General features: G+C 38.9%; 23 protein-coding genes and 1 tRNA gene. 10 read left to right on the top strand and 14 right to left on the bottom strand.

Going from position 1 to position 24,191, the window contains the following annotated elements; genetic code table 11:
• Positions 1 to 35 precede the first annotated feature (35 nt).
• Both AAC026_RS15480 and fbaA read right to left on the bottom strand, forming a co-directional pair.
• A complete protein-coding gene (locus tag AAC026_RS15480) occupies positions 36 to 746 on the bottom strand; it encodes a 3'-5' exonuclease (RefSeq protein WP_339699852.1) in 711 nt (236 codons plus the stop codon).
• Positions 747 to 863: 117 nt separating this feature from the next.
• Positions 864 to 1,928, bottom strand: a complete 1,065-nt coding sequence (fbaA, locus tag AAC026_RS15485; RefSeq protein WP_339699854.1) for a class II fructose-bisphosphate aldolase — start codon at positions 1,926 to 1,928, stop codon at positions 864 to 866.
• A gap of 196 nt (positions 1,929 to 2,124) precedes the next feature.
• Here fbaA and AAC026_RS15490 point away from each other — a divergent pair, with 196 nt between their 5' ends.
• Together AAC026_RS15490 and AAC026_RS15495 are read left to right on the top strand one after the other, a co-directional pair.
• Positions 2,125 to 3,588 (top strand): M20/M25/M40 family metallo-hydrolase, encoded by a 1,464-nt coding sequence (locus tag AAC026_RS15490; RefSeq protein ID WP_339699856.1) that lies wholly within the window; start codon positions 2,125 to 2,127, stop codon positions 3,586 to 3,588.
• Between the two features lie 2 nt (positions 3,589 to 3,590).
• Positions 3,591 to 4,340: a sulfite exporter TauE/SafE family protein gene (locus AAC026_RS15495; protein ID WP_339699858.1), complete on the top strand. Its 750-nt coding sequence runs from the start codon at positions 3,591 to 3,593 to the stop codon at positions 4,338 to 4,340.
• On the opposite strand, the gene AAC026_RS15500 is transcribed toward AAC026_RS15495, so the two are convergent.
• A complete protein-coding gene (locus tag AAC026_RS15500; RefSeq protein ID WP_339699860.1) occupies positions 4,326 to 4,805 on the bottom strand; it encodes a nucleotidyltransferase in 480 nt (159 codons plus the stop codon). The two genes, AAC026_RS15495 and AAC026_RS15500, sit on opposite strands and share 15 nt — an antisense overlap.
• Before the next feature lie 233 nt (positions 4,806 to 5,038).
• Here AAC026_RS15500 and AAC026_RS15505 point away from each other — a divergent pair, with 233 nt between their 5' ends.
• The 3 genes from AAC026_RS15505 (at position 5,039) to AAC026_RS15515 (ending at position 6,755) form a co-directional block, all read left to right on the top strand.
• Positions 5,039 to 5,617 carry a Crp/Fnr family transcriptional regulator gene (locus AAC026_RS15505; RefSeq protein WP_339699862.1) on the top strand — a complete coding sequence of 193 codons (579 nt, stop codon included), beginning with the start codon at positions 5,039 to 5,041 and terminating at the stop codon, positions 5,615 to 5,617.
• Between the two features lie 66 nt (positions 5,618 to 5,683).
• Positions 5,684 to 6,250 carry a DinB family protein gene (locus AAC026_RS15510; RefSeq protein ID WP_339699864.1) on the top strand — a complete coding sequence of 189 codons (567 nt, stop codon included), beginning with the start codon at positions 5,684 to 5,686 and terminating at the stop codon, positions 6,248 to 6,250.
• A gap of 25 nt (positions 6,251 to 6,275) precedes the next feature.
• Positions 6,276 to 6,755, top strand: coding sequence for a nuclear transport factor 2 family protein (locus AAC026_RS15515; RefSeq protein ID WP_339699866.1), 480 nt, complete (start codon positions 6,276 to 6,278; stop codon positions 6,753 to 6,755).
• A gap of 74 nt (positions 6,756 to 6,829) precedes the next feature.
• Here the strand turns inward: AAC026_RS15515 and AAC026_RS15520 are convergent, their stop codons facing one another.
• From AAC026_RS15520 to AAC026_RS15535, 4 genes are all read right to left on the bottom strand, one after another.
• Complete coding sequence (locus AAC026_RS15520; RefSeq protein ID WP_339699869.1) at positions 6,830 to 9,229, bottom strand: ABC transporter permease; 2,400 nt, start codon at positions 9,227 to 9,229, stop codon at positions 6,830 to 6,832.
• 162 nt (positions 9,230 to 9,391) lie between these two features.
• On the bottom strand, positions 9,392 to 12,436 hold the full coding sequence (locus AAC026_RS15525) for a hypothetical protein (RefSeq protein ID WP_339699872.1): 3,045 nt from the start codon (positions 12,434 to 12,436) through the stop codon (positions 9,392 to 9,394).
• Between the two features lie 880 nt (positions 12,437 to 13,316).
• A tRNA-Ala gene (locus AAC026_RS15530) sits at positions 13,317 to 13,393 on the bottom strand.
• A 36-nt stretch (positions 13,394 to 13,429) separates the two neighbouring features.
• A complete protein-coding gene (locus tag AAC026_RS15535; protein WP_339699875.1) occupies positions 13,430 to 13,909 on the bottom strand; it encodes a C40 family peptidase in 480 nt (159 codons plus the stop codon).
• A gap of 106 nt (positions 13,910 to 14,015) precedes the next feature.
• Here AAC026_RS15535 and AAC026_RS15540 point away from each other — a divergent pair, with 106 nt between their 5' ends.
• Together AAC026_RS15540 and AAC026_RS15545 are read left to right on the top strand one after the other, a co-directional pair.
• Positions 14,016 to 14,684, top strand: coding sequence for a CAP domain-containing protein (locus tag AAC026_RS15540; RefSeq protein WP_339699877.1), 669 nt, complete (start codon positions 14,016 to 14,018; stop codon positions 14,682 to 14,684).
• Between the two features lie 125 nt (positions 14,685 to 14,809).
• Positions 14,810 to 15,403: a hypothetical protein gene (locus AAC026_RS15545; protein WP_339608601.1), complete on the top strand. Its 594-nt coding sequence runs from the start codon at positions 14,810 to 14,812 to the stop codon at positions 15,401 to 15,403.
• 108 nt (positions 15,404 to 15,511) lie between these two features.
• Here the strand turns inward: AAC026_RS15545 and AAC026_RS15550 are convergent, their stop codons facing one another.
• The 5 genes from AAC026_RS15550 to AAC026_RS15570 all read right to left on the bottom strand — a co-directional run bounded on the left by AAC026_RS15550 (position 15,512) and on the right by AAC026_RS15570 (position 18,295).
• Complete coding sequence (locus AAC026_RS15550) at positions 15,512 to 16,273, bottom strand: peptidase (RefSeq protein WP_339699880.1); 762 nt, start codon at positions 16,271 to 16,273, stop codon at positions 15,512 to 15,514.
• Positions 16,274 to 16,335: 62 nt separating this feature from the next.
• Complete coding sequence (locus AAC026_RS15555; protein WP_339699883.1) at positions 16,336 to 16,815, bottom strand: DUF2306 domain-containing protein; 480 nt, start codon at positions 16,813 to 16,815, stop codon at positions 16,336 to 16,338.
• A gap of 2 nt (positions 16,816 to 16,817) precedes the next feature.
• Positions 16,818 to 17,378, bottom strand: a complete 561-nt coding sequence (locus tag AAC026_RS15560) for a hypothetical protein (RefSeq protein ID WP_339699886.1) — start codon at positions 17,376 to 17,378, stop codon at positions 16,818 to 16,820.
• A 58-nt stretch (positions 17,379 to 17,436) separates the two neighbouring features.
• Entirely contained in the window at positions 17,437 to 17,724 is a 288-nt protein-coding gene (locus AAC026_RS15565) for a transcriptional regulator (RefSeq protein WP_339608597.1), read from the bottom strand.
• Positions 17,714 to 18,295, bottom strand: a complete 582-nt coding sequence (locus AAC026_RS15570; RefSeq protein ID WP_339608596.1) for a hypothetical protein — start codon at positions 18,293 to 18,295, stop codon at positions 17,714 to 17,716. The genes AAC026_RS15565 and AAC026_RS15570 overlap by 11 nt, the downstream gene beginning before the upstream one ends.
• Positions 18,296 to 18,410: 115 nt before the next feature.
• Between AAC026_RS15570 and AAC026_RS15575 the strand changes: the two genes are divergently transcribed.
• Complete coding sequence (locus AAC026_RS15575) at positions 18,411 to 19,247, top strand: N-acetylglucosamine kinase (protein ID WP_339608595.1); 837 nt, start codon at positions 18,411 to 18,413, stop codon at positions 19,245 to 19,247.
• Between the two features lie 13 nt (positions 19,248 to 19,260).
• On the opposite strand, the gene AAC026_RS15580 is transcribed toward AAC026_RS15575, so the two are convergent.
• Positions 19,261 to 20,811: a M20/M25/M40 family metallo-hydrolase gene (locus AAC026_RS15580; RefSeq protein WP_339699888.1), complete on the bottom strand. Its 1,551-nt coding sequence runs from the start codon at positions 20,809 to 20,811 to the stop codon at positions 19,261 to 19,263.
• Between the two features lie 25 nt (positions 20,812 to 20,836).
• Between AAC026_RS15580 and murQ the strand changes: the two genes are divergently transcribed.
• Together murQ and AAC026_RS15590 are read left to right on the top strand one after the other, a co-directional pair.
• Positions 20,837 to 21,667, top strand: a complete 831-nt coding sequence (gene murQ, locus AAC026_RS15585) for an N-acetylmuramic acid 6-phosphate etherase (RefSeq protein ID WP_339699891.1) — start codon at positions 20,837 to 20,839, stop codon at positions 21,665 to 21,667.
• Between the two features lie 93 nt (positions 21,668 to 21,760).
• Positions 21,761 to 23,263 carry a hypothetical protein gene (locus AAC026_RS15590; protein WP_339699894.1) on the top strand — a complete coding sequence of 501 codons (1,503 nt, stop codon included), beginning with the start codon at positions 21,761 to 21,763 and terminating at the stop codon, positions 23,261 to 23,263.
• 61 nt (positions 23,264 to 23,324) lie between these two features.
• Here the strand turns inward: AAC026_RS15590 and AAC026_RS15595 are convergent, their stop codons facing one another.
• Complete coding sequence (locus tag AAC026_RS15595) at positions 23,325 to 23,924, bottom strand: GyrI-like domain-containing protein (RefSeq protein WP_339699897.1); 600 nt, start codon at positions 23,922 to 23,924, stop codon at positions 23,325 to 23,327.
• Positions 23,925 to 24,191: the final 267 nt, after the last annotated feature.

Raw genomic sequence — 24,191 nt, forward strand, 5'->3', positions numbered from 1 at the left:
GAAATTAAGCAAAGGTGGGGAGAACACGAATCTTTCTAGATGATGAAAATGTCATCATTTTTTATTGCAGGAAATTGATTGAGCTTTAAAAATACCTGCGCGAGCACAATAACGTCCTTTTTACAGTATTTCGCAATTCTCTCCAAATCGTTTTCTTCGTAATACACTCTATTTACCTGACTTCCATCAATATCGTCTTTACTGGTGGGAATGTTTAAAATGGCGGCCAACAAATCCAGTGAAGTAAAGTGTTTATAGTCACCAAACTTCCACATTTCCATGGTATCTAAATGCGGAATTTCCCATGGCTTTTTACCCGAAATTTGAAGTGTTTTAGGCACCTCAATGCCGTTTATAATCATTCTTCGGGCGATATATGGAAAATCGAACTCCTTACCATTGTGTGCACAAAGCCTTAATTTCTTCGATTTAAATTTTTCTTCTACCAAGGTTTTAAACTCGGTTAAAATTTCAATTTCATCGTGGCTCGATATATCCTTCACCCTAAGCGAAAAGCCTTTTTCTTCCTCTTTAAAATAGCCCACCGCAATGGAAATAATTTTTCCAAATTCTGAATAAATTCCTGCTTGGCCATACAACTCTGCTGGCGACAGCTCATTCGGATTTCGTAAGAACGCAGCTTTTTTAGTCCAAAGCTTCTGCATTCTTTCGGATAATTCATCAAAGCTTTTATGGGCTGCGGCTGTTTCTATATCCAGAAACAAAAGGTCGGAAAACTGTTTCATCCTTTTAAGATAATAAGTATTCTAACAATTATAATACTGCATACCAGATAAAAAGGGCACAAAAAAAGCAACTACCACCTGTAGTTGCTCTCTTAACCTTAGTTTTTCAAATAAAGTTTAGTTTCTGTTCATACAGTTCAAATCGCTGAATGCTTCTTCTAATCTTTTCACAATGCTTTCCTCTCCTTTTCTCAACCAAACACGTGGGTCGTAGAATTTTTTGTTTGGAGAATCATCACCAGTTGGGTTACCAATTTGCCCTTGAAGGAAGTCCTTCTTGTCGTTGTAATAATTATGAACGCCATCCCAGAAAGCCCATTGAATATCAGTGTCAATGTTCATTTTAATTGAGCCATAAGAAGTAGCTTCTTTGATTTGAGCAGGCTCAGAACCTGAACCTCCGTGGAATACGAAAAATACCGGCTTGTCTTCAGTATTGAATTTAGCTTTGATATAATCCTGCGAATTTTTCAAGATCTCTGGTTTTAAAGAAACGTTTCCTGGCTTATATACACCGTGTACGTTTCCGAAAGAAGCAGCAATCGTAAAGATATCTCCTACTTGTCTTAAAGCATCCCAAGCTTGGGCTACTTCTTCTGGTTGAGTATATAATCTTGAAGCGTCCACATCCGTGTTATCTACACCGTCTTCTTCGCCACCCGTAATTCCCAACTCTATTTCAATACCCATTTCAAGGGCATGCATTTTTTTATAATAATCAACACTGATAGAAATGTTATCCTCAAGTGTTTCTTCAGAAAGGTCGAGCATGTGCGTGCTGTACAATGGCTGACCGTGTTGCTTGTAAAATTTTTCACCGGCCACTAAAAGTCCGTCAATCCAAGGTAAAAGTTTTTTTGCAGCGTGGTCGGTATGAAGAATTACCGGAACACCATAATGTTCAGCCATTTGATGAACATGCATAGCGCCAGAAATAGCGCCTTGAATAGATGCGTTGTAGTCGTCATTTGCGAGCGACTTGCCAGCATAAAAAGCGGCACCGCTCACTGAAAACTGGATCATTACTGGTGAATTCACTTTGGCTGCTATCTCTAAAACTGAATTGATTGTGTTTGTACCAGTAACATTTACTGCTGGTAAAGCAAACTCATTCGCCTTGGCATAAGCTAAACAATCCTTAAGCTCTTGGCCATAAAGTACACCACTTCTGAATCTTGACATTTCTTTAAATTTATGCTGGTTAATTTTGGGGCAAAGAAACGAAATTTTCCTATCTAAAGGAACTCAAAGAGAAAGGAATAAAGGATTTGAGCACTAGCCAGTTATGTATTGCATCATTTAATTCTGAACGATCATGTAAAAGTGGCTACACTGCTCCATTTTCTTTTTTAACTTCCGCCATCAAATTTTTATGACTATGAAAAAAACACTCTGCATACTCTTTAGCACCGCACTTGTCTTTACAGGCTGCTCACCAAAAGCCGATGACCAAGCCACGGTTTTCAAAAAAATCAATGAAGAAGTTTTGGCTAACTCTAAAGCCTACGAAACTTTAGGTGAAGCTATTTCTACCATTGGGCACAGACTTACAGGTTCTGAAAATGGCGCTCAGGCCGAACAATACACTTATGACCTACTGAAAGGCTACGGCATGACTGATGTTCAGTTCCAACCTTTCGAAGTAGAATCATGGTCGAGAGGAGATATTGATGTGCAGATTGGCGCAAAGGGTAAATTGGAAACTGTCCCTGCTGTTACTTTGGCGCACTCTCCTGTTTCGGCAGATGTGACTGCTGAAATCGTGGACATGGGCAATGGCGTTGATGCTGACTATGAAGCCAGACCTGATGCCGTAATGGGGAAAATCGCTTTGGTGTATATCGGTACTTTGCCAGATAGCCCAAAAGGAACTCCAGGGTTACACCGTTCTGAAAAAACTGCTTTGGCCACTAAATACGGTGCTATTGGTATCATCATCATTAACCAAGTAGATGGAGGCGTTTTACTAACTGGAACGGCTTCGGTTACGGGTAGCCTTATTCCAATCCCTGCGGTTTGTATTGGAAAAGAAGATGGAATGGCCTTGAAAGAAACTTTGGCTGCAAAAAGCCAATTTGCTTCTATTAAAATGACCAACCAATCGGGGTTAATTAAAGCGAGAAACGTGATTGCCACAATTAAGGGTTCAGAGTTTCCTGATGAGAAAATTATTGTAGGCGGACATTTAGATTCATGGGATTTGTCTACAGGTGCTATTGACAATGGCATTGGTTCATTTGCTGTATTAGACATGGCCAGAACTTTCCAAGCCTTGAATTTGAAACCAAAAAGAACTGTTCAGTTTGTAATGTTTATGGGCGAAGAGGAAGGTTTACTGGGGTCTAGATATATGGTAGACGAAGCCATTAAAAACGGCACGATTGACCAAATTAAGTATGTAATGAACCAAGACATGTCGGGTAATCCTGCTGGATTTGGAACAGGCGGAAGACCAGAAGCCGAAGCTTTCTTTAAGGCTGTTGGAAAAGAAATCATGGCGATTGATTCTACTACCTACACCAACGCAGTTAGCAATGGTGCTGGACTGCACAGTGATCATCAGCCGTTTATGTTGCAAGGAATTCCTTACACTGCACCAAGCTCAAGATTAGACCGCGCCATTTATGGTTGCTATCATGCCGATTGTGATTCCTTCGATTTAGTAAACAAAGAGCACATGGTAAACAATGTGCGTTTTAGCTCTATGATGCTTTACGCATTGGCCAATGCCGAAACGCTTCCTGCCAAAAAACTAAACGATGCCGAAACCAAAGCGTTCCTAGAAGGTCATGACCTTAAGCTAAAGCTACAAATTGGTGGTGATTGGAGATGGGATAACTAACATTGGACTATCAAATTATCTTGGTATTACTCGCAGTCGGCTTAATAGCCGGCTGCCTGAATACCCTAGCTGGTGGTGGTTCTTTGCTTGCTTTGCCCGTACTCATGATTTTTTTAGGGCTACCGCATAACGTAGCAAACGCCACCAATAGAGTAGCTATAGTTTTACAAAACATATTTGCCGTACTCGGCTTTAAAAGCAAGGGAGTTTCAGCTTACCCATTCAATGTTTGGCTGGGTATTTCTGCATTTTTCGGAGCTATTGTAGGTGCCTTTTTAGCGGTAGACATTGACAGAGAAGTATTTAATAAAATACTCGCCTTCGTAATTGTAGGGGTTGTGATTTACATGGCCATCAATCCTCTCAAATATTTCAAAAAGGAAGAAAACACGAGTAAAAAGGCAACACTCACTTCCATTATCATCTTCTTCTTTATAGGTATTTACGGAGGCTTTATTCAAGCTGGGGTAGGTTACCTAATGATTATGGCGCTCACACTAGTGAATGGCTTTAGTTTAGTAAAAACCAACAGCATTAAAGTATTTGTGGCCCTTACCTATACTTCGGTTGCCTTGGCCATCTTCATTTATTATGGCATCATCAACTGGGAGTTTGGAATTCCGCTGGCCATTGGGCAAGCATGTGGCGGCTGGTTAGCAAGCCGTTGGAGTGTGAAATTGGGCGACAATTGGATTCGCTATTTTGTGATGGTCACAGCTTCGGCCTTTGCGATTAAGCTATTCTTCTTTTAACTTTTTCGCATAGTAGGCTTCGGCTTCTTCTAATTTTGAAAGATCATCTAAGTCTTTATATCGCTTCGATCGGGATTTTTCATTTTTCAAGTCTTGGAAAGAAATGACTTTTATTTCAGTTTCTTCAATTATTCGGGTTTCGGCTTTTTCTAGCGCTTCATAAAAGCTTATTTCCTTACTGATATTGATTCTTGTAAGTAATTCCACGGTGCAATTTCCTTCAGAAAAACTTACAATGTTATTTTGTAGGAGCTCATTTTTAGCTTCTTCTGAAAATACATAACCCATTTTATCAAAAGCATTCTCTAGATTAATCAAATTGCTTTCATCATTCGAAACCCATAAATCTAAATCTCCGGTGGAACGGTTGTAGCCATAAAAGTTCACGGCAAACCCTCCAATGACCATGTACCGCACGCCACTCACATTAAAGGCTTTGATTACATTGAGGTAAAAATCATCCATTTCTCTTCTTCAATTGAAACCCCCTAGGTTCCTTCTTATTAGGCTGAAATTTATTCATGATTTTGATTTGGTTCAACAACCAAAGAATACGCTCTTCTGGAGTTCTATTTAAAGACTGTTCCAACATAAACCGTTCGGATTCTTCGTGAGACTTAAAAATACGGATTGACTTACCCATACCTAAAGCTATCAAAAATGACTCCGATTTAAAACGCTTGTGCTATTTTAGATTCATGGAAGAAGTTTTGCAGCAATTAGAAAAGAAAGTCCGAAGCCTTGTCCAGCCCAATGATCAAGAATGGCAAGCCTTCACTCAAAAATGGAGACCCTTTTCCTTCGATAAAAACCATCGAGTAAGCAACCTGGGCGAGGTTGAACCTTACTTTTATTTTATCTCAGAGGGAGTCATTCGTGGCTACTTTATAAAAAATGGAGAAGAATTTAACATCGGCTTCTCTTACCATGACGAATACAGTGGTGTTTACGACTCTTTCATGCTACAAAAACCATCTCAATATGCGCTTGAAACACTCACAGAAACTTCTGGAATACGAATTAAATATCGTGACTTAATGCCCTTATTCGATCAGTATAAAGTATTTGAGCGCTGGGGGCGTCTTTTCAATCAAAGTATTTTAGTAGGTTTTGGTGTTTTCATTCAGTCCATTTTGGCTGATTCGGCCGAAGAACGTTTTAATCGATTAATGGATCAAAGCCCACACATTTTTCAGTTAGTACCACAAAAGCACTTGGCTTCCTACTTGGGCATGTCGGCAGAAACTTTTAGCCGTATGAGAAAAAAGACGATGTAGTCCTTTCTTGATATAAATCAAGTTTCCACTCAAGAACCACATTTAGCTTTGTAAAAAATTAAAGGCATGGCAATAAGCACTCAAAAATATCTAGATGGGGTTGTAAACGAACTTGAACAGGCAATAAGTCGAGTAGAAAACCTCGCACAAAATTTAGATGAGAAAACCCTAAACCAACCTGAAGCAGAAGATAAATGGAGCATGCTACAATGCATTGAGCACATTACTTTGGCCACAGCGGTTTATGTAAAAAACTTCAGTGAGAAGCTAAATGGTCAACAGCTTCCTGCAGCAACAGATAATTATAAAGGTCATTGGAAGGGTAAAATGTTTGCCAAAATGAACGCTCCAAAACCCGAGGGAGAAATTCCTATGAAGTTGAAAACCTTCAAATTTCTAGAGCCCAAAAGTCAACTTAATTCAAATACTGTAATGGCCGAATTCAAACAAGTTCATGAACAGATGATTGCTTTGGTAGAGAAAAGCCGTGCGGTGAATATTGACCGCATAAAAGTACCTACGGCTTTGGGCTCAATGGTGAAACTGAGATTAGGGGAAGCGCTACGCTTTATCGTGGCTCATACGCAGCGACATTTGGTACAATTGGAGCGAATAAAAAATGTAGTCCAATAGGATGGCGCAACTTAATATTTTTAACTTGAGTTCATCTTATAGAACAGTGATGACTCGATTTTTGACTTTCATTTTAATTACTTCCCTTGTTTTTGGTTGTACACAGCCAGAAGAGAATAATATTGAGGAAGCACGATTGGCAATTTCCAATGCCGCTAAAGCCTTCTCACAAGCTTATATTGATGGTGATCTTGAAGCCCAAATGGAGTTTTACACCGAGGATGCCGTTATTCTGCCGGGAACGAGAAATATGGTAGAAGGAATAGAAAAAATCACCAATTACTGGGACATTCCAGAATCCATCAAAGTACTCAAACATAAGAGTACCCCGGTAAAGCTTGAAGTTTCGGGTAGTATGGCTTCGGATTACGGATATTATGAAGGTGTCAGCGTTAATAATGGCGATACTGTCAATTTCCGTGGTCAATATGTGATTGTCTGGAAAAAGGGGGAAGACGGAAAATGGCGAATGGCTATTGATATGTGGGCAGCATTAAATAACTAACTAGGGGCATCCTAAAAAAGAAAGAGGCTTTTCAGTTTACTGAGAAGCCTCTTTCTGTTTAAGTCTTAGCAAAATCACTCATCCCTCAATCGTTCCGAAGGATTTGAAACCGCAGCTTTAAAAGTTTGAATACTTATAGTTAAGAAAGCAATTGCTCCAGCGATTGCCGCGGCCAATAGAAATGGAGATGCCCCCAAACCGATACGATAAGCATAGCCTTCGAGCCAATCACTCATAAAATACCAGGCTACTGGAAAAGCAAGCAGCATGGCAATTACAATAAGAATAATGAATTCTTTGGAAAGAATACCCACAATCTGCTGTACGGAAGCACCCAATACTTTTCTAATACTGATTTCCTTACTACGCTGCGCTACTGTAAAAGAAGCCAAACCAAACAGGCCTAAGCAAGCTAAGAAAATGGCCAAGCCTGAAAAAAGAGTAAACAACTGACTGCGCTGTGTCTCAGATGTGTAAAGGTTCGCAAACCGATCGTTTAAAAAGTTATAATTCAACGGAGCATCGGGGGAAAACCTGGCATACAATGCTTCAATCTGCTGGATAGAGTTCTTAATATCTGTTCCTTCAATTTTAATGGAAAGGTTACGCATTTGGTTTGGGCGATTTACCAAAATGATAGGTGAAATTTCACTTTGTAACGACTCAAAGTGAAAGTCCTTCACTACCCCTATTACTTTACCGCGCACACCAGCATAAATCATATTTTGTCCAATAGCATCTTCAGCGCTTCCCCAGCCAATCACTTCAACAGATTTCTCATTCAATACAAACGAGGCCGAATCGGTTGCAAAATTCTTTGAGTAGTTGCGGCCGCTGGCCATTTCCATTTGGTAAGTAGGAATAAAATCAGGGTCAACGGACAAGCTTTTAATAACAACAGGCGTGGGTGACATTTCTCCATTTACCTCGGCTTGTGCACCTTGAGAATCTAGCAGTTGCCCTGAAGGAACTCGGCTTGATCCGCCCGCCATTTTTACTCCCTGAATTGTCAGTAGTTCATTTTTAAAAGCTTCATATTGATCTGCTACAGGCTGACTTACACCCATAATCATCATTTGTTCACGGTCGTAACCCAATTTCTTATTCTGAATAAAGTCGAGTTGCTTAAATACCACAATGGTAGAAACAATTAGAATTACCGAAATAGTAAACTGAACCACCACCAAGAACCTTCTTAATCCGCCACTTTTTGCACCACTAGTGAGCTTTCCTTTTAAGACCTTTAATGGCTGAAAAGAAGACAGGTAAAAAGCAGGATAACTACCTGAAAGCACCCCTACCAATATGGCACTTGATAAAATAACTGCTATTAGCGGCAGGTTGGTGAACAGATCAAACTCCAATTCCAAACCAGTAAAAGACCTGAAATACGGTAAGATTAAAGAGGTGGCACCAACGGCCAAAACCAAGGCAAAGAACACAAGTACAATGGATTCGACTAAAAACTGATTGATCAACTTACCTTTTCCTGCACCAAACACTTTGCGCATTCCCACTTCTTTGGCACGAGTGGCAGAGCGAGCAGTAGCCAAATTCATATAGTTAATGCAGGCTATTGCCAAAATCAAGAAAGCAATGGATGCGAAAATGTATACATACACAATGTCACTATTTTGCCCCTGTTCATCGTCTAGGTTAGAGTGAAGGTGAACATCTGATAATTTCTGAACGTGCAAATTAGTCCAACTAGTTGCGTCTTCATCCACATGTTTGTTGAGGAAATCGCCTATTCTGCGTTCAATTTCATCGATTCTACCTTCGGGCTTAAGGGTAAAGAAAGTAGCAAAATTGTTACTTCCCCAGTTTCGCATCATGGCTTCTCTACCTCCAAAGAAGGCTTCCAGCGGAGTCATTTCTGCTAAAAAATCGATTTGATAAGAAGAGTTATCAGGTAACTTCTTGAATACGCCTTTCACAATTAAATCGGCTTGAGAAAGAAAGTTAATTGACTTACCAATCGGATCTTCATTACCAAAATACTTGAATGCCATTTCATCGGAAATCACCACCGAACCAGGTTGCGACAACGCCTCTATCAGATTGCCTTCAATTACATCAAAGGTGAGAATCTCTGCTATTTCTGAATCTGCAAAATAGAAGTTGTTTTCATCATACAGCCTATTATTGTACTTAACTGGCCCTCCAACTGGCATCATACGGCCAATTTTTTCTATCTCTCCTGAAAAATCTTCTCTGGCTAAAGGGCCAAAAGGAGGTGCTACTCGCGACAGGTGCAATGAAGTAGAACCATCTGGACTCTTGAATTCACGTGTAAAGCGGTAGATATTGTCAATATTGGTGTGAAACTTGTCATAACTAGTTTCTTCAGAAATATAAAGACCAATGAGCATACAGCAGGTGAGCCCTACTGACAAGCCTAGAATATTGATGATAGAAAAAGCTTTGTGGCGCTTTAAGCTGCGTAGAGCAATTTTGAGATAACTTTTGAACATGGTGTTGTTGTTTTGAGGTTTGAAATGGTTTTCTAATCCATTAAGCCGCTTTCATTGACCAGAAACGACATAACTAGCTAAAGATAAGGATTATGTAGGAAAGTTGCATGGGAGGGGGAGTTGAAGATAAGAATGAGCAGCGACAAACAAAGTGATGTCGAGTTAACCTGTAATTTTATATATTTTTTTCCAATCCTTTACCTCCTGCTTTATTCGCCTATAAACCCAGTCATCAATACTCCTTGATCTGTCATTGGCCCCTCGTAGAGTGGTCAAATAATTTAGACCTTCAATTATATCCTGAATTACCCTGTCCGTGCAAAGGGTTGTAATAGTACAAATTGTAAGATTGTGCTTATCTTTAATTTGAGCCTCTGGATGTAACCAAAGGCGATACAAGAAGCCGAAAGCCACTAATAATGATGAATTCTGGGAGCTGATTTTCCCCGTTAAAAACCTCAAACATGAAGAGAAAACGAATTCGTACTTAAAATTGGCCTTCTCTGCTGCCAACATCAGAACATTATCATCAATCGCGGTATGGATATATCTCATATTCGTGAGCTTAAGAACCTTTTCATTATAGAAACCTCTGTCAATTTTTTTATTATCTATCAGATATCGTAAAATTGATTGAGTCCAAACTCCTTCAACTCCATATTCCTGATATATTAGTCCTCTAAAAGCTAGATCATCGCTCAAAAGAGTTGTGTTTGTCTCCTTTGCCAAAAGAGCTGTATCAAAGAAAGATCGTCCTATTAACTCGTCCAACCTTTCCTTCTCATTACTATTCATATCAATAGCCAATTGAGGCGGCAAGACTTCACAGTTCTCCCTTACAAACTCGAAGAACAATTCCAGCCTACTCTTATCAGTAGTTTGTGCCCTGGTCGAAAATATCTTGTTTTCTTCTATGTAATCAAAGATCAGATCATAAGTTGAAGAGACTATTTTAACCTTTCCAAAAAACTCAGCAATGACATTTCCAAGGTCAAGTTCAAAAAGTGTCAAGAGCCCTACGACATCAGAACAAAAGCCGTTCTTTTCCTCAATTGCATCTATGGCCAGTTTTAACTCATCGTTATTCCCCAAAGAGGATTGAATGCCAACATTTTCAATATGGATAAACTGATTCCAAATATCAATGGGGTTCCTGCCAAACATCTCAGCTATAGTTCCTAATGGAGCTTTTCGGTCTCTGTATTGTTGTTTTGCTAAGTCAAAGTTCTCTTGCCAGCCTGCCCCCTCCTTCTCTATTTGATTTAAAAAGTCAGGTAAATCATCTACATGGAAAGACTTAAAGGGTGCATCTTTCACATACAGTGTTTCGCATTTCTTTTGACTTTCATGAAAAGCATGAAGGAGTTTGTTTGCTATAGAGTCTATTTCCCAAGTGACGTTTGAATTTGGAAGACTTATTTTTTCACCTACTGATTTACCTTTGATTATCTCAAACCTTTCATCAGTGGTATCTATTTCATTTTCCTTAAGTTCTTCTTTTGGACGATCTTCAATTACTAGCGTAAAACTCTGACCCCTCTCACCTTTAAAAGATACTACAGTATCGACATCGACTTTGGTAGGGGGATTACACTCAAATTCATTGAGAGGGAATTGAAGGAGAATTTGAGTAAAGAGAATATGTCCTTCACCATCATTATGATTTCGCCTGTAGTCATAGCAAATCTTGAAGAGTTTCTCTCTATGATTCCTGGCCATAAGCTGAGCTAGGTAAGAGTGAAATTCATCTGACATCAGTTCGTCAACTTCAATATCTTCCCTTAAAAAGGTATCTACGAGATCTGTAAAACCAAGCCGAAGATTTACTCCAGCTAGCCTTATTTTCATTGATATACTCGCTGAAAAGCTTTGGAGATATTCCTCTGCCAACAGTTTGGCCCTCTCATAATCTCCGTATTCCTGATAAATTGAAACCTCCAAAGAACTGGCATAATCATGCACACCTCTTTTTTCCCTTAGTCCTTGAAGCAATTTCAAGCATTCTCCCTTTCGACCTACCGTATAGTAAAGCCTGGCTAGTCTAATTGTAATCGGTGAATATAAAGTCTTATCATCAATTGACTCAAAAAGCTCTATTGCCAAATTCAAACAATTCGACTTAACTAATTGCTCAGCCAATAGGAATCTCTCTCTTGCAGTTGTGCGATCTGTAACATGTGATATTGCGTCTATAAGAATCTCTGAAGCAATTATATCACTTTTTTGAAATCGAGCAATATGGGCTCGGCTAACAAAGTCAAATATTTGATTTGACTTGAATTCTTTCTTTGAGAGCTCATCAACTTTTTCAAATTGTTTGGTCTTAATGAAGAGCTCTAATAGAAATCCTAAAGATTGATTTCTAAAATATTGATCTAAATCACTACTTAAATACTCTTCAAGAATTTTAATAGCTTTGTCAAACTCCCCTCTCTTACTGTAAACTTCAGATAGGAGGCTTGGTACATCTGGAGTTTCTGAGAAATTCGTTATCTCTTCCAATACTTGAACTGCCTCTTCGGTATCTCCTTCAAATACATATATGAGTCCTTTTTGCTTGAGAACTTTAGGGTTAGAAGGCTCGATAGCTAAAGCCTTATTGACCTCTTTAAGTGACTCATCAAAATGTCCTAAAAGATTTAGGACAACACTCTTATTCATATATAACTGGGTTGTTACACTATTTAATTCTGTTTTATCATATTTCGACAAGAGTTCATCAGTTAGCAACAAAGCTTCATTTAGCTCACTCTCCGTTTCTTCATCAATTAATCGAAGGTTTGCAACCCTGAAGTTGACAGCGTATTTTTCTAGTATACAGGCAAGTAAATGCTCTTTTACCAATGGCAACTCCGAACCTGATTCCAAAGCAGTTTTCAGATATTTAATTGAAAGGTTAAAGTCCTTTAATCTTTTCGCCTTTAACCCTAGAGACAATAAGACTTCGTAATTTTCTCTTAGGTCTTCGGGGATTGCACTCTCAATTTCCTGAACAGACATCGTTTCAGGTTTTAGACGAATGGAGGCCGCATGAGCTTTCGGGGAGGTTGGGAATTTTTGAAAAAACACTACCAAGTAATCTTTTGCCTTTTTGTGATCATCAATAGCTATAAATGCATTGACCATATTACTCAACCCAACTTCCGTCTCTGAACCAAAACCATAAGCCTCTTGAAGGGAGTTACTCGCAAATTCAATCTCTCCCAATTGGTAGTAACAGACACCAATATTGGTAAGAATCTTAAACTTCAAGTCGTCATTCACCTTATCCCAGATGGCCTCTTTTAATTCCTTAAACTGATTCAGTGCACTTCTTGCCTGTCCATTTTCCAGCACTTTTATGATCGACTTTACTTGCCGATCATATTCTATTTGTAGACTGGAGCTTTGATCAGTTCTCGAAATTGAAAAGTCTTGAAGAATTTGAGTCATTGAGACAATCTTCTGTCTCAGTTCATCTTGGTTTTGATCAATTTTGCCAGAAATAGTTTCTTGATTAGTTAAAAGCTGTGATTGCACAGGAGTAGCAACACTTTTTACTAACTCTCGGTAGATTTTGAAAAACTCCTTAAAATACTCCTTCGGAATTTCATTCCAGTACTTTAACTCTCTAACGAGAGGATTTGTATGCAGACTAGAATTTAGTGATAGGGCGAAAGCACCGTCATGATTTTGATATATTTCTTGTTTAAAAGCCTTTTGACTATCATCAAGTAATATCAACTCAATAAGCTCTTTTGGTTTCGTTGTGGATGAGAATAGAAGTGTGGTATGTAAATAAATTGAGTTAAATTCATCCTTTGGGTACTCAATACCAAACTCTGACAGAATACTAAAAAACGAGTAGCTATTTGAAAGTTGTTTGTAGGTGTATTTTGCACATACATTCATTAGCTTAAGCGCTAAGGGTATACCAAATTTTTCGGCTAAAATCATTCTATTTTCTTATCTGATTCCAGTATCACCAAGGGTGATTTAAGAAACACATTAATTTAGTAATTTCAATAAATTAACAGGGAAGAATGATAAATACAACATATTTACAGTAAACCAAAAAAGCCTCGCATTTCTGCAAGGCTTTTACTTCTGGTGGAGAATACCGGAGTCGAACCGGTGACCTCTACACTGCCAGTGTAGCGCTCTAGCCAGCTGAGCTAATCCCCCAAAAGGTCGGCAAATATACGTGGCCAAGTATATAAATCAAAGCACTCTTCTGGCTCGTTTGAATCTTTCTATATAATAAGGCGAAAACAAGTTGCTCTCGGTTACCCCCAGCGAGGTAGAAGCATGAATAAACCTAATGTCAGACCTACTTCTTACCGCAGTAACAATACCCGCGTGTGTGATTTGGTTTCTTCTTTCGCCCGTAGCAAAGAAAACCATATCGCCTGGCTTTAAATCTTTCAGTTTAATTTTATCACCTATTTTGGCTTGATCTTCAGACACACGTGGCAGCTGAATTCGAACACTATAGTAGGCATGGTATAAAAGTGCAGAGCAGTCTAACCCTACCCTTGTTGTTCCTCCGTATTTATAAGGAGTACCCACATATGACCGTGCGGTCTGTATTACTGTATTTACTTTTTGGTCTCTTCCTCTTTTGGCTCCTGCACAATCGGTCAGAAAAAACAGGGAGAAAGCCAGAAGGGCAAATAAGGTTAAGGCTTTGTTATACTTCACTTAAGGGTTTTCTGTTTGAGTAAAACTAACATAAATTCATTTTAAAGCAGAACCACTTTTCTGTAGAAACTTCATATATCGTAAATTAACATACATATATTCGCTTATGAAATCTTTTAAGTCCCTCATTTTATTCACGTTGCTTCTGTTCGGTTGCTTATCGTTAAGTGCACAACGGAAATGGGATGACAAGTACTATAACGAGTTAAATGACAATAATTTTCGTTCGTTCAAGCTTTTTAAAGCACCGATTGATTTAAACAAAGTTGATTACAAGGTTTTAAACGCTGCCCTCTTTTTTGTTTCCAACGAAGCAAGAATTGAAAAGGGAATAGCCCCATTGGCCTACCAGCCCAACTTAGAAATTATGGCATGGAATCACTCTGTGGAAATGGGCAAAGAAGATTTTTTCGACCACATTAATAAAAAGGATAAAAAAAGAAAAACACCTGAACAAAGGGCTGCTCTTGCTGGCATAGTTAACCCCAACATTTCAGAAAACATATCGGCCGTAGGTGGAGTATATTTTGGTTCATATCTAGAATTAGCCGATCATGTTGTAGACAAATGGGTTAAATCTCCATCTCACGCCAAAACGCTTTACAGTGAAAATGTACTTCAAATGGGGTGTGGAGCATATTATTATAAGGGTGTTTGGCAGGGGAACAAAGCCATTTGGAAACAAGGTGATGGCTTCTGGATTTCCACTCAGAACTTTCAATCTTCTACCAAAGTTGTAAGCGAAAAGGCTAAGGATAACATGCCATCTAAATAACTATGTAAAATCAACTCATAATTTCTGCAACATTTACCGTTATTCGACAGTCTTTTGTTTTCAACCTAGGTTCTAAAAAAGATAAAGGCCTGAAAGTTGTTAAGAAGAAAGAAAAAGAAATAAACATGAGAAAATATATTATTCTATTCGCCATTGGAATGCTCTCTTCGGGGCTAATGGCGCAATCGTTAAGCAAGGCAGATTCAGAGGAAATCAACGCAAGGTTCAATAAATTTCTAGAACATACTTCCAAACAAGAGTTTGAAAAGGGTCTAGGCTTTCTGCACCCAAAACAATTTGAGTCAAACTCGTCTGTTAGTTTGCAAGAAATGGCTTCATTACTCCAGCTTTTGAGAATAAAACTTGAAATAGAGAATGTTAAAGTGGGAAACTTGAGTGGTCTAACTCCTCAAAATTCGGATAAGTATGCACTTGCAGACTATAAGATGGATTTGAAACTTACCCTGAACGACCAAAACAAAAGTATGGCAAGCCAAATTGTAGGTGGGTTAAAAAGTCAATTTGGTTCAGAAAACGTGACTTATGATACTGCCAAAAATATAATTACCGCCAAAGGTGATAAGAGTGTGATTTGGGTAAAGGAGAAGAAGCTGGGGGATGATTGGTATTTAGTGGACTTTGACCCGAAAAGACCTCAAGCTTGGAAGAGCATTATACCAGAAAAAGTACTTACAGAAGCGGCAAGCAAAACAAAATAAGCTTAAGAAAAACCCTCCAAAAGTTGATTCAATTATGCCGTGAGAAGTAAATAACCTCATGATAAAATTGAAATGAGAACTTTTGGAGGGTTCTTACTTTATTCCCTTTTATTTTCCTCCGTTAGCCTTTAGGTCTGCCAAACACTGAGCATCTAAAGCAGGCGGGGCATTCATCCCCAATAAATCACTCAAGCCGGCTGTAGACTCTACAGCAAAATACATTAAGCAATCATCTACATTACAATGATGTCCATTCGCCACATCTTGATGATCGCTTTGCAATGGAGATCCCGTATTTACCAAACCTAAAATATGCCCAAACTCATGGGCCATTACACTTGAAGTAAGCAGCGAGGTAGATGACTGGCCCACTCCACCTGATAACTCTTCTATTCTACTTTGAAAAAGCACCATAGATGTGTTTTTATAAGCTACACCCAAAACATTTTCATTTGGTGCATAACTACCATCGGCAAAGAACAAATAAGCAGCAATGGTCGATTCATTGTTGAATTTCATCCGATTGGCAGTTTCAATATCTATCAATTCCTGAAGGCTATATTGAGATTTTCCTGGAGTAGAAATTTGGCGTGTTGTTACCGAAATACCTCCCGACTTATTCAGTCGAGCAGCTAAAAAATTTCTTAGGTAATCTACACTAGCAGAGGGTGGCTCAAAACCTGCTGCGTAAAGTAATTCCACTTCCAGTCTAGTATAATTAGATGACGCCAAAAGATCGTTTGCCGATTCACCAACAGGCCTGTTATTTAGGTTTCCATTCCCTCCACCGCTTGGCTCAGAATCTCCTCCACAAGCCACTAAAAGCAAACAACATGCAACCCAGTATATTCCTAGTTTAATCTTCTTCATAGTCTATAAACTTGTAATCACTTACGATGTTCAAACACTATTTGGTTTAACTTATTCGCTTCTTAGTTAACGAAAAGTGCCTTGGCTTTTTTGTTGATCACGGTCATTCCAACTAAGCCAGTTAACATTGTAGCAAGCATTACTACCCACCAAAAATACTGCATATCGAAAAAGCGAACACCCACCTCGGCCCAAAAAGCACAATAAAGACCCACTACTGACCAACTCATAAAATAGAAGTGCTTTTTATACCAGTCTTTACTTCTTTTTATGGCCGGAATAATACCCAAAAGCAGTGTGAATAAACTTATAAAAGCAAAAGCATGAAAGAGAGAAAGTCCTCCAAAATTATAAATCCCAAAACCGCTAAGGTTCATCAAAAGCATTGAAGTTACATAGGCATAGCCGATTTTTCTATGCAGGTTCGTTCCCTTGGTTTTGAATACCACCACGGCTCCGAAAATCATGGCCAACACAGCACAACAGGTATGAAAAAGCCCCAAATAGGAACTAAACACCTTTAAGGTTTCTAAAAAATTCATACCTATTTTATCTTGGTCAAGTTCATTTCTAAAATGGTAAAAGCTTGGCCACTCGCCATAACAAACTCACCTTTTTCATGCCAAGCATCCGTACCCAGTGTGATGGTGTAACGAATACTTCCTCCGGGTACATCAAAACCCCAAATGAATTGCCCTTGCTCATTAATTTTACCCGATGATGAAGCTTGATTTCCATCAGCAGTAAGGGATTTCATTTCGTATTGCTTCTTTTCATTGTTAAAGTATAATACGCCCAGAGACTCAAAACCTATCTTTCCATCAGATTTATTGCGCCCAATGCCCTCAGCCAGAATTGCGTTACCTCCTACTTTAAGTTGAATATGCTCTTCTACAGTAAACTCTGTTTTCTGCTGTGTTTGATCTATAGACCAACCCTTGCCTTTCCATTTACCAACCCAAGTAGAGAGTTTTTCCATGGCCGCTACACTTGTTGTACTCATTTCTTGTGCCTTTGCTACATGATTTAAAAGTGCTCCATATAGCACCACGATAAAAACAAAAATTGCCTTTACTGTCTTCATTTTAATTGATTCCGTTTCCATGATCATTTGTTTAAATTTTTCAAACTAGTTTATATTATAAACCATAATTGCAAAAAAATTATGGTTTCAAGTATTGTTGAATTTCCTTCACATAATTGTCAAAAGCATCTACTCCCTTCTGGGTTACTTTACATGTAGTTTTAGGCTTTTTACCCTCAAACTGCTTGGTAATTTCTATATAACCTGCTGTTGAAAGCTTATCCAGCTGTACACTCAAGTTGCCCGCGGTAGATTCGGTTTGCTCCTTTATATATACAAAATCCGCTGTTTCCACACTGATCAGTAACGACATTACTGCCAACCTAAGCTGAGAATGTAAAAGCGGGTCGAGTTGATTAAACCCCATGTTTTCTGAAATTTGCTTTCATAATGTACCCGGGCATTAAATAGCCTATTGCAATACCAACAGCCATAATAAGCATTTGATAGTTTTCTGGCTGCCTAAAAGCAACAAAGGCCAAAATCCAAAACACCAGAGCTCCAATTTTTAAAGGTTTAAAGCCCATCATTGCACCAGATACTGCCGTGCCAACGCCTGCCAAAAGTAATATGAAAGGCACAGTATTCCAGCCAATTTGCTGACCATTAAAAACAATGGTAAACATGGCCATACCTAAACTGAACCAAAGCCAGCCGTACATTTCATCTGTATAGTTTTTTACTTGGCTCTTCTTACCTCGCTTTGCACCCACTACCCCAGAAATAATAGCTCCTACTATGGTTAGCGACCAACCAATAAATGGGTACTCAAAGTCTGTGAAAGTAGACAGGTAGAAATGACCTAAGCTGGCAATGATGACAATCCAGCCCCATAACAGAAAAAAGAAACTGTTGTCTGAGTAGCGTCTTCGAGCCTTCCCAATCATCGACTGAATCAGCTCCATACTTTCTTGGGGGGTTAATTCTTTCTCTTCCATATTAAATTATTTTTCCAAATGTAAAGTAGTTTATTTTATAAACCAAATACATACACGCAATCATTACCCACAGGGTTTCGATCGAATTGTTATTTTTGACTTTCGATAACGTAGTATGAACAAAATTTTAATAGCAGATAGTGGCTTTACCAAAACCGATTGGCGATTGATTGGTGCCGATGGAAGTATTGAGCAGGCTCGTACTATGGGCATTAACCCCTATTACCAAACCAAAGAAGAAATTCTTTTGGTTATTCAAGATTTACATAGCCAGTTGCCAGACAGGGTGGATGAAATCTATTTTTATGGAACAGGCTGTTCTTCGGGTACTAATCGCGACAAAATAGCAAAACTCCTTCAGCGCTATTACAAGGATGCTAAAATTGACGTGAACCATGATTTATTGGCTGCTGCTCGTTCGCTATGTGGTGACGAAAAAGGGATTGCTTGTATTATAGGTACAGGCACAAACTCTTGTCTTTATGACGGAAACAAAATTGTTAGCAATGTGCCTTCTCTGGGTTGGGCCATAGCCGATGAGGGGGGAGGAACTTACTTAGGAAAAACCTTAGTAACGGATTATTACAGAAAAGATATGCCCGAACATTTGAGGGTTATTTTTAAAGATCGTTTTGGGCTAAATAAGGATGCTTTTCTTACCGCCATTTATCAAGAGCCAATGCCAGGGCGCTTTTTGGCCAGCTTTGCAAAGTTTATCAATGAACATATCAGTGACCCGTACATGTATAAATTAGTGTACGATGCCTTTACCATCTTCATTACCAAAAATGTTTCGAAGTATGAAGGATTCAAGGAAGTACCTGTTCACTTTACTGGCTCCGTGGCTTATTATTTCAATAATATTTTAAGAAAAGTGGCGGTAGACCAAGGCATTTATATTAAACATATTACCGAACATCCTATTGCTGGTCTTACCCTTTTTCACCAATAAACCAGCAATCCTCTTATTCAAATTGAGAATTGAGTATGGCCAAAACGCTCTTTATTCCGTTTTTAAAATGACCTAACCGAAGGTTCTCATTCGGGCTGTGCTGATTGTTATCTGGGTTTACTGGGGGAACCAAAACTGCAGGTATTCCCAATTCTTGAACAAAAAACGCAATTGGAACACTTCCTCCTGCCAGTCTAATTCTCGCAACTTCTGAGTTATGGGCTTTGCTCAATACCTCATACAGCCACAAACCTGTAGGCGAGGTTACAGGTGTATAAAAAGCTTTCCACATTGCACCCGGATCATGATCAAACCTAATAATTTTTCCGTGCTTCATTCTTTCATCTTCGGTTGGATCTCTATTTTCAATAATATAGTAGCCATCGGCTTTAATATGTTCCCTTACCAAGCCTACCAATCGAGCTCCATCAGATTCGGGTACCAAACGAATATCTAAAGTTGCAGTAGCTTTGTCAGGTACAATGGTTCTGGCTTCATCGCCCACCCATCCTGAACTAAAGCCACGAATGTTCAATGACGGATACTGCATGGCCTCTTGATAGTTACTGCCAACCTTATCGGTTTCGGCTATTCCCACACGCTTCATTATTTGGGCTTGATCGTCTGGAACATTTTTAAGGATTGCTCTAATCTCTGGGGTCAGTTCAATTCCATCATAGAAACCAGGAATGGTAGTTACACCGCCATCATCTTTCATTGACGCCAACAATTTTGCAAGCCTAAAAGCTGGATTGGGCGCATAATTTCCAAAATGCCCACTGTGTTGAGGAGTTCTTGGCCCGTAAACAGTCAGCTCAATATCGGCTATTCCGCGCGTACCAAAGATTAATGTTGGTTGATTTGAATCATGAATTGGGCCATCTAAAATCACCATTCTATCGGCTGCCAACTCCTTTTTATACTTTTTTACTGCTCCTGGTAAACCAATCGATCCTTGTTCTTCTTCTGGGTCTAGAATAACCTTAATGTTAAAGCCAGGATTCTGATTTCTATCAATCATAATATCCATAGCGGCCAAAAACATAATAATTGGAGATTTATCATCTGAGGCCGACCGTGCAAAAATTCTCCAGTCTTCATCAAAATCTTTCTCAGCCTCTTGCCAGTTTATAATTTCCCACTGCCCATTTGAAGTTCTTTTTTTCAGTACAGGCTTATACCCGCTTTCTTGCTCCCATTTACTTTCATCTACTGGCTGTCCATCAAAGTGCATATAAAACAAAACCGTACTCTTTGCCCCCTCCACTTTCTTTTCAGCCAACAGCGCAGTTCTACTAATGGTGGGTAATTCGGTAGTTTTGAATCCTCTTTTCTCAAAAGCAGTAGTCAAAAAATTGAGATTGTTCCTAACATTACTCTCCACCAAAGCATTATTGGGAATACTTAAAAAATCTCTCAAATCACCATTCAAAGAAGCTATTGCCTGTTTTTTACTAAGCCTCTCTAACTCATCTATTCTTATTTCTTGTGCAGCGCTACCTCGGCCCATTGATATAATAACCAAAGGAATTAACAGGCAACGAAAGGCATAATTATAATTCATAAAGCGTAAGTTTGAGTCGATTTAAATGCTTTCCAATATACACAAAATGAACATCACCGAATCTGAATCTAATTACAACTCGCTTGAGAAAATGTCGGTAGCCGATTTGCTGACTAATATTAATAAGGAAGATCAAACGGTTTCTTTGGCTGTGCAAAAAGTCATTCCTCAAATCGAAACTTTGGTCAATCAGATTGTTCCTCGTATGCAAATGGGCGGAAGGATTTTTTACATTGGCGCAGGCACCAGTGGACGCTTGGGTGTGGTGGATGCCTCGGAGTGCCCTCCTACGTATGGGGTTGAACATGGTGTAGTAGTGGGTATTATTGCTGGTGGAGATACTGCCATTCGTAAAGCAGTAGAGAATGCCGAAGATGATGCCAATCAAGCTTGGGAAGACTTGCAAGAACACATCATCAACCACAAAGACACGGTAATTGGCATTGCCGCTTCGGGCAGAACACCTTATGTAATTGGTGGGCTCAAAGAAGCTAGAAAAAACGGAGTACTTACGGGCTGCATTGTTTGTAATCCAGATAGCCCCATAGCTTGGGAAGCTGAGTTTCCGATAGAGCCAATTGTTGGACCTGAATTTATTACTGGCAGCACCCGCATGAAGGCTGGAACAGCCCAAAAGCTTGTACTGAACATGATTTCTACTTCGGTAATGATTCAATTGGGAAAAGTGCAAGGCAACAGAATGGTCGATATGCAGCTTTCGAATAACAAGCTAGTAGACCGTGGTACAAGAATGATTATGGAGATGTTACAGATTGACAGCCCCACTGCAGAAAAGCTACTTAAAACACATGGCTCTGTAAGAAAGGTGATCGACTTTGTGATGAATCAAGGATAAATTTGTTTCAATTTGTTAGCCTGTTAGGATCAATTCGAATACAAATCTGATTGCTTATTTTTCTATCTTAATCCCCCATGCAAGTAGAATCTAATGGCATTACAAAAGGGCTTTTTGAAGGCATCAAAGTTTGAACTGAACAGACACTTACTTTTCACGTGGTTTATCTACTTGTTAGCCATCTCTGTTTCTCTTTATTTCGTTTTTGTCTATGTGGGTGAGATTATCCTTATAACAACTACACACCCGCTCTTTGCACTGCCAATCGAAGACTCAGAAATCAGGTTTTACAGTCTATTTCTTGCTGGTTTATCAGTAGTAGCAGGTTTCGGACTTAGCTCACAGCTGGTGTTAAGGACGTCAGAACGTAGTACTAACCGCTCAGTAAAATTCAACCACAGATTAATTCAAAACGTGATTGGTTTCAATACATGGTCAACACTTTCGATTATATCAAGGGTATTTGGAGTCTATGCCCTTATTGGCACTACTTTACATTTAGGATACTTTCTTAGACTAGACGGAGGACATCAATTCGTGTTTTACGGAATCTTGGTGGTTATTTTCCTAAATAACTGGCTCGAATCACACCGCCTACTCAAACAAAATTACTTCAAGTACTTAGGTTGGTCAGCACTCATTGTTACTCTACTCACTTTCACTTTGGCAAAAGTATTTCCATTAAACCACGGCCTACTTAATGAATACATAAAAAAACACTCCATCTATACACAATACAACTTCGATTTACCAGAGGTCAAATCTTATCAAAGGTTGAGGTCCGAATACAGAACTCCTAGATTCTTCATTACCCACTCGTCAGAATTAGGCTTGCCAAAAATCCTCAGTTATACTAGAGGGGGGCTTTTTGAGACACCCCATGGCAGTCTAGCCAACTATATTGAAAAGGTAAACCCATACTCTTCAAACGAACTTGAACTTTTCATTGACAAAAAAGTCAGCCTCACTCAGGTAATGAGTATCAAAACACTAATTGACAAACAATTAAATCATCCAAAAATCAGCGTGAGGGTTAGCGGCTTAGATGACGAGCTTCCCGAACCTGCAACCATCCTGTATAACAGAGCTATTACTGGAATATTCCCCTCTCAAACAGATTGTTCTGCCGAAAAAAAGTTTTTAAGCTCCCTCGTTAAAGAGCAAATCAAACCGACTCAAGTAAGATGGCCCGAGGCAAACTCATGTTATGCAGTTGCTAATTACGCTAAATACAATCGTATTCTTTTGGAAGTGTCTGAAGATCAGCTCAAGCTTAACGGGACGATCATTAGCAAAGCTTTGCTCCGTGAAACTGTAATTTCTCTTTTCCAGAAATATGAAGACAAAGCTTTAGTCTTTATAAAGCCAAATACTGACATTAGTTTTGGTAGTTACTTATCTGCAATAGATGAAGTAAGAAGTGCTATTATTGAATTAAGAGTAGCTTCTGGACTATTAGATCACGGCATTGAATATGACTTTTTCAACGCTTCAGTAGATTATGAAGAAAACCGTTCAGTTGAAAATAAGTATCCGCTTAATATCATGATACTTACTGGCTGGAATTTGGAATTGTATGAGTACTTAAAAAAATAAAGCCCAAAGCCGTCTGCTCTGGGCCAATGAAGATTAGAATTGTGTTGTTTTGAACTAATTGTTATTTCACGGCATATCTGAGAATGGTTTTAAGTTTTTCTTCTGCTGTTTTTCTTGGGTCGGAAATGTAAATTTCGTGGTGCTGACCATTGACCTCCAGTCCATTTTCCTTCATAAAGACAAACATTTTCTCCAACGTTCCGCGCTCATCATAGTAAGAGCCTGTATGTAATGCTTGAACTGATTTTCCTTCGTGAATGGACTCAAATTTTAATTGATGGTCGCTGTCCAGTTTTCGTTCCTTTATCAGTTTATCTACAGTCATATTAAACTCTCCTTCACCAACAAAATCAGGCATACGGAACATGATTTTCCAAAACCATTCTTCTTGTGGAGTTTCTTCAAAAGGTAATTCGCCTTCTACCCACCAAAAAGCTTCCATTTTCGGGATTTTAAAATCCATGCCTTCATTTTTATGATAGAATTTTATACCGTAAACAAGCTTGTATAAATCATTAATGGCAGCTAAAAAAACTGGAGCATTTGGCTCGGAATTGCCCTGAATAGTAATGTACTGATAGGGTTCAAGCTCTACCAATTCGGGGCTCGGCTTTGCCTTATAATATTCTGGATAGGCTTCGATTAGGTTTAGTTTTGACATGATCATAGGGTTCTGCTTTAGGCTTAAAAAGTATTTACGCTTCGAAATAAATAGTCACTAGTGACAACCCTATGTCAGTAGATTTTAAAAAAGGTTGATTTTTTTCTGGGTACCTGCTTAGCTCGCCAAAATTTTGTAAGCGAAATGGGTAAGGAACTCTTTAAATGAGAAGTATACATGACTCAGAAGGATAGGAGCTTTTTACCCTGAGTTTACCAAGGGTTTAGAGTTTAATCATAGTTCCTTCTCCCGAAACTTCGAGATCAG

This window comes from uncultured Roseivirga sp. (assembly GCF_963973945.1).
Taxonomy (GTDB): domain Bacteria; phylum Bacteroidota; class Bacteroidia; order Cytophagales; family Cyclobacteriaceae; genus Roseivirga.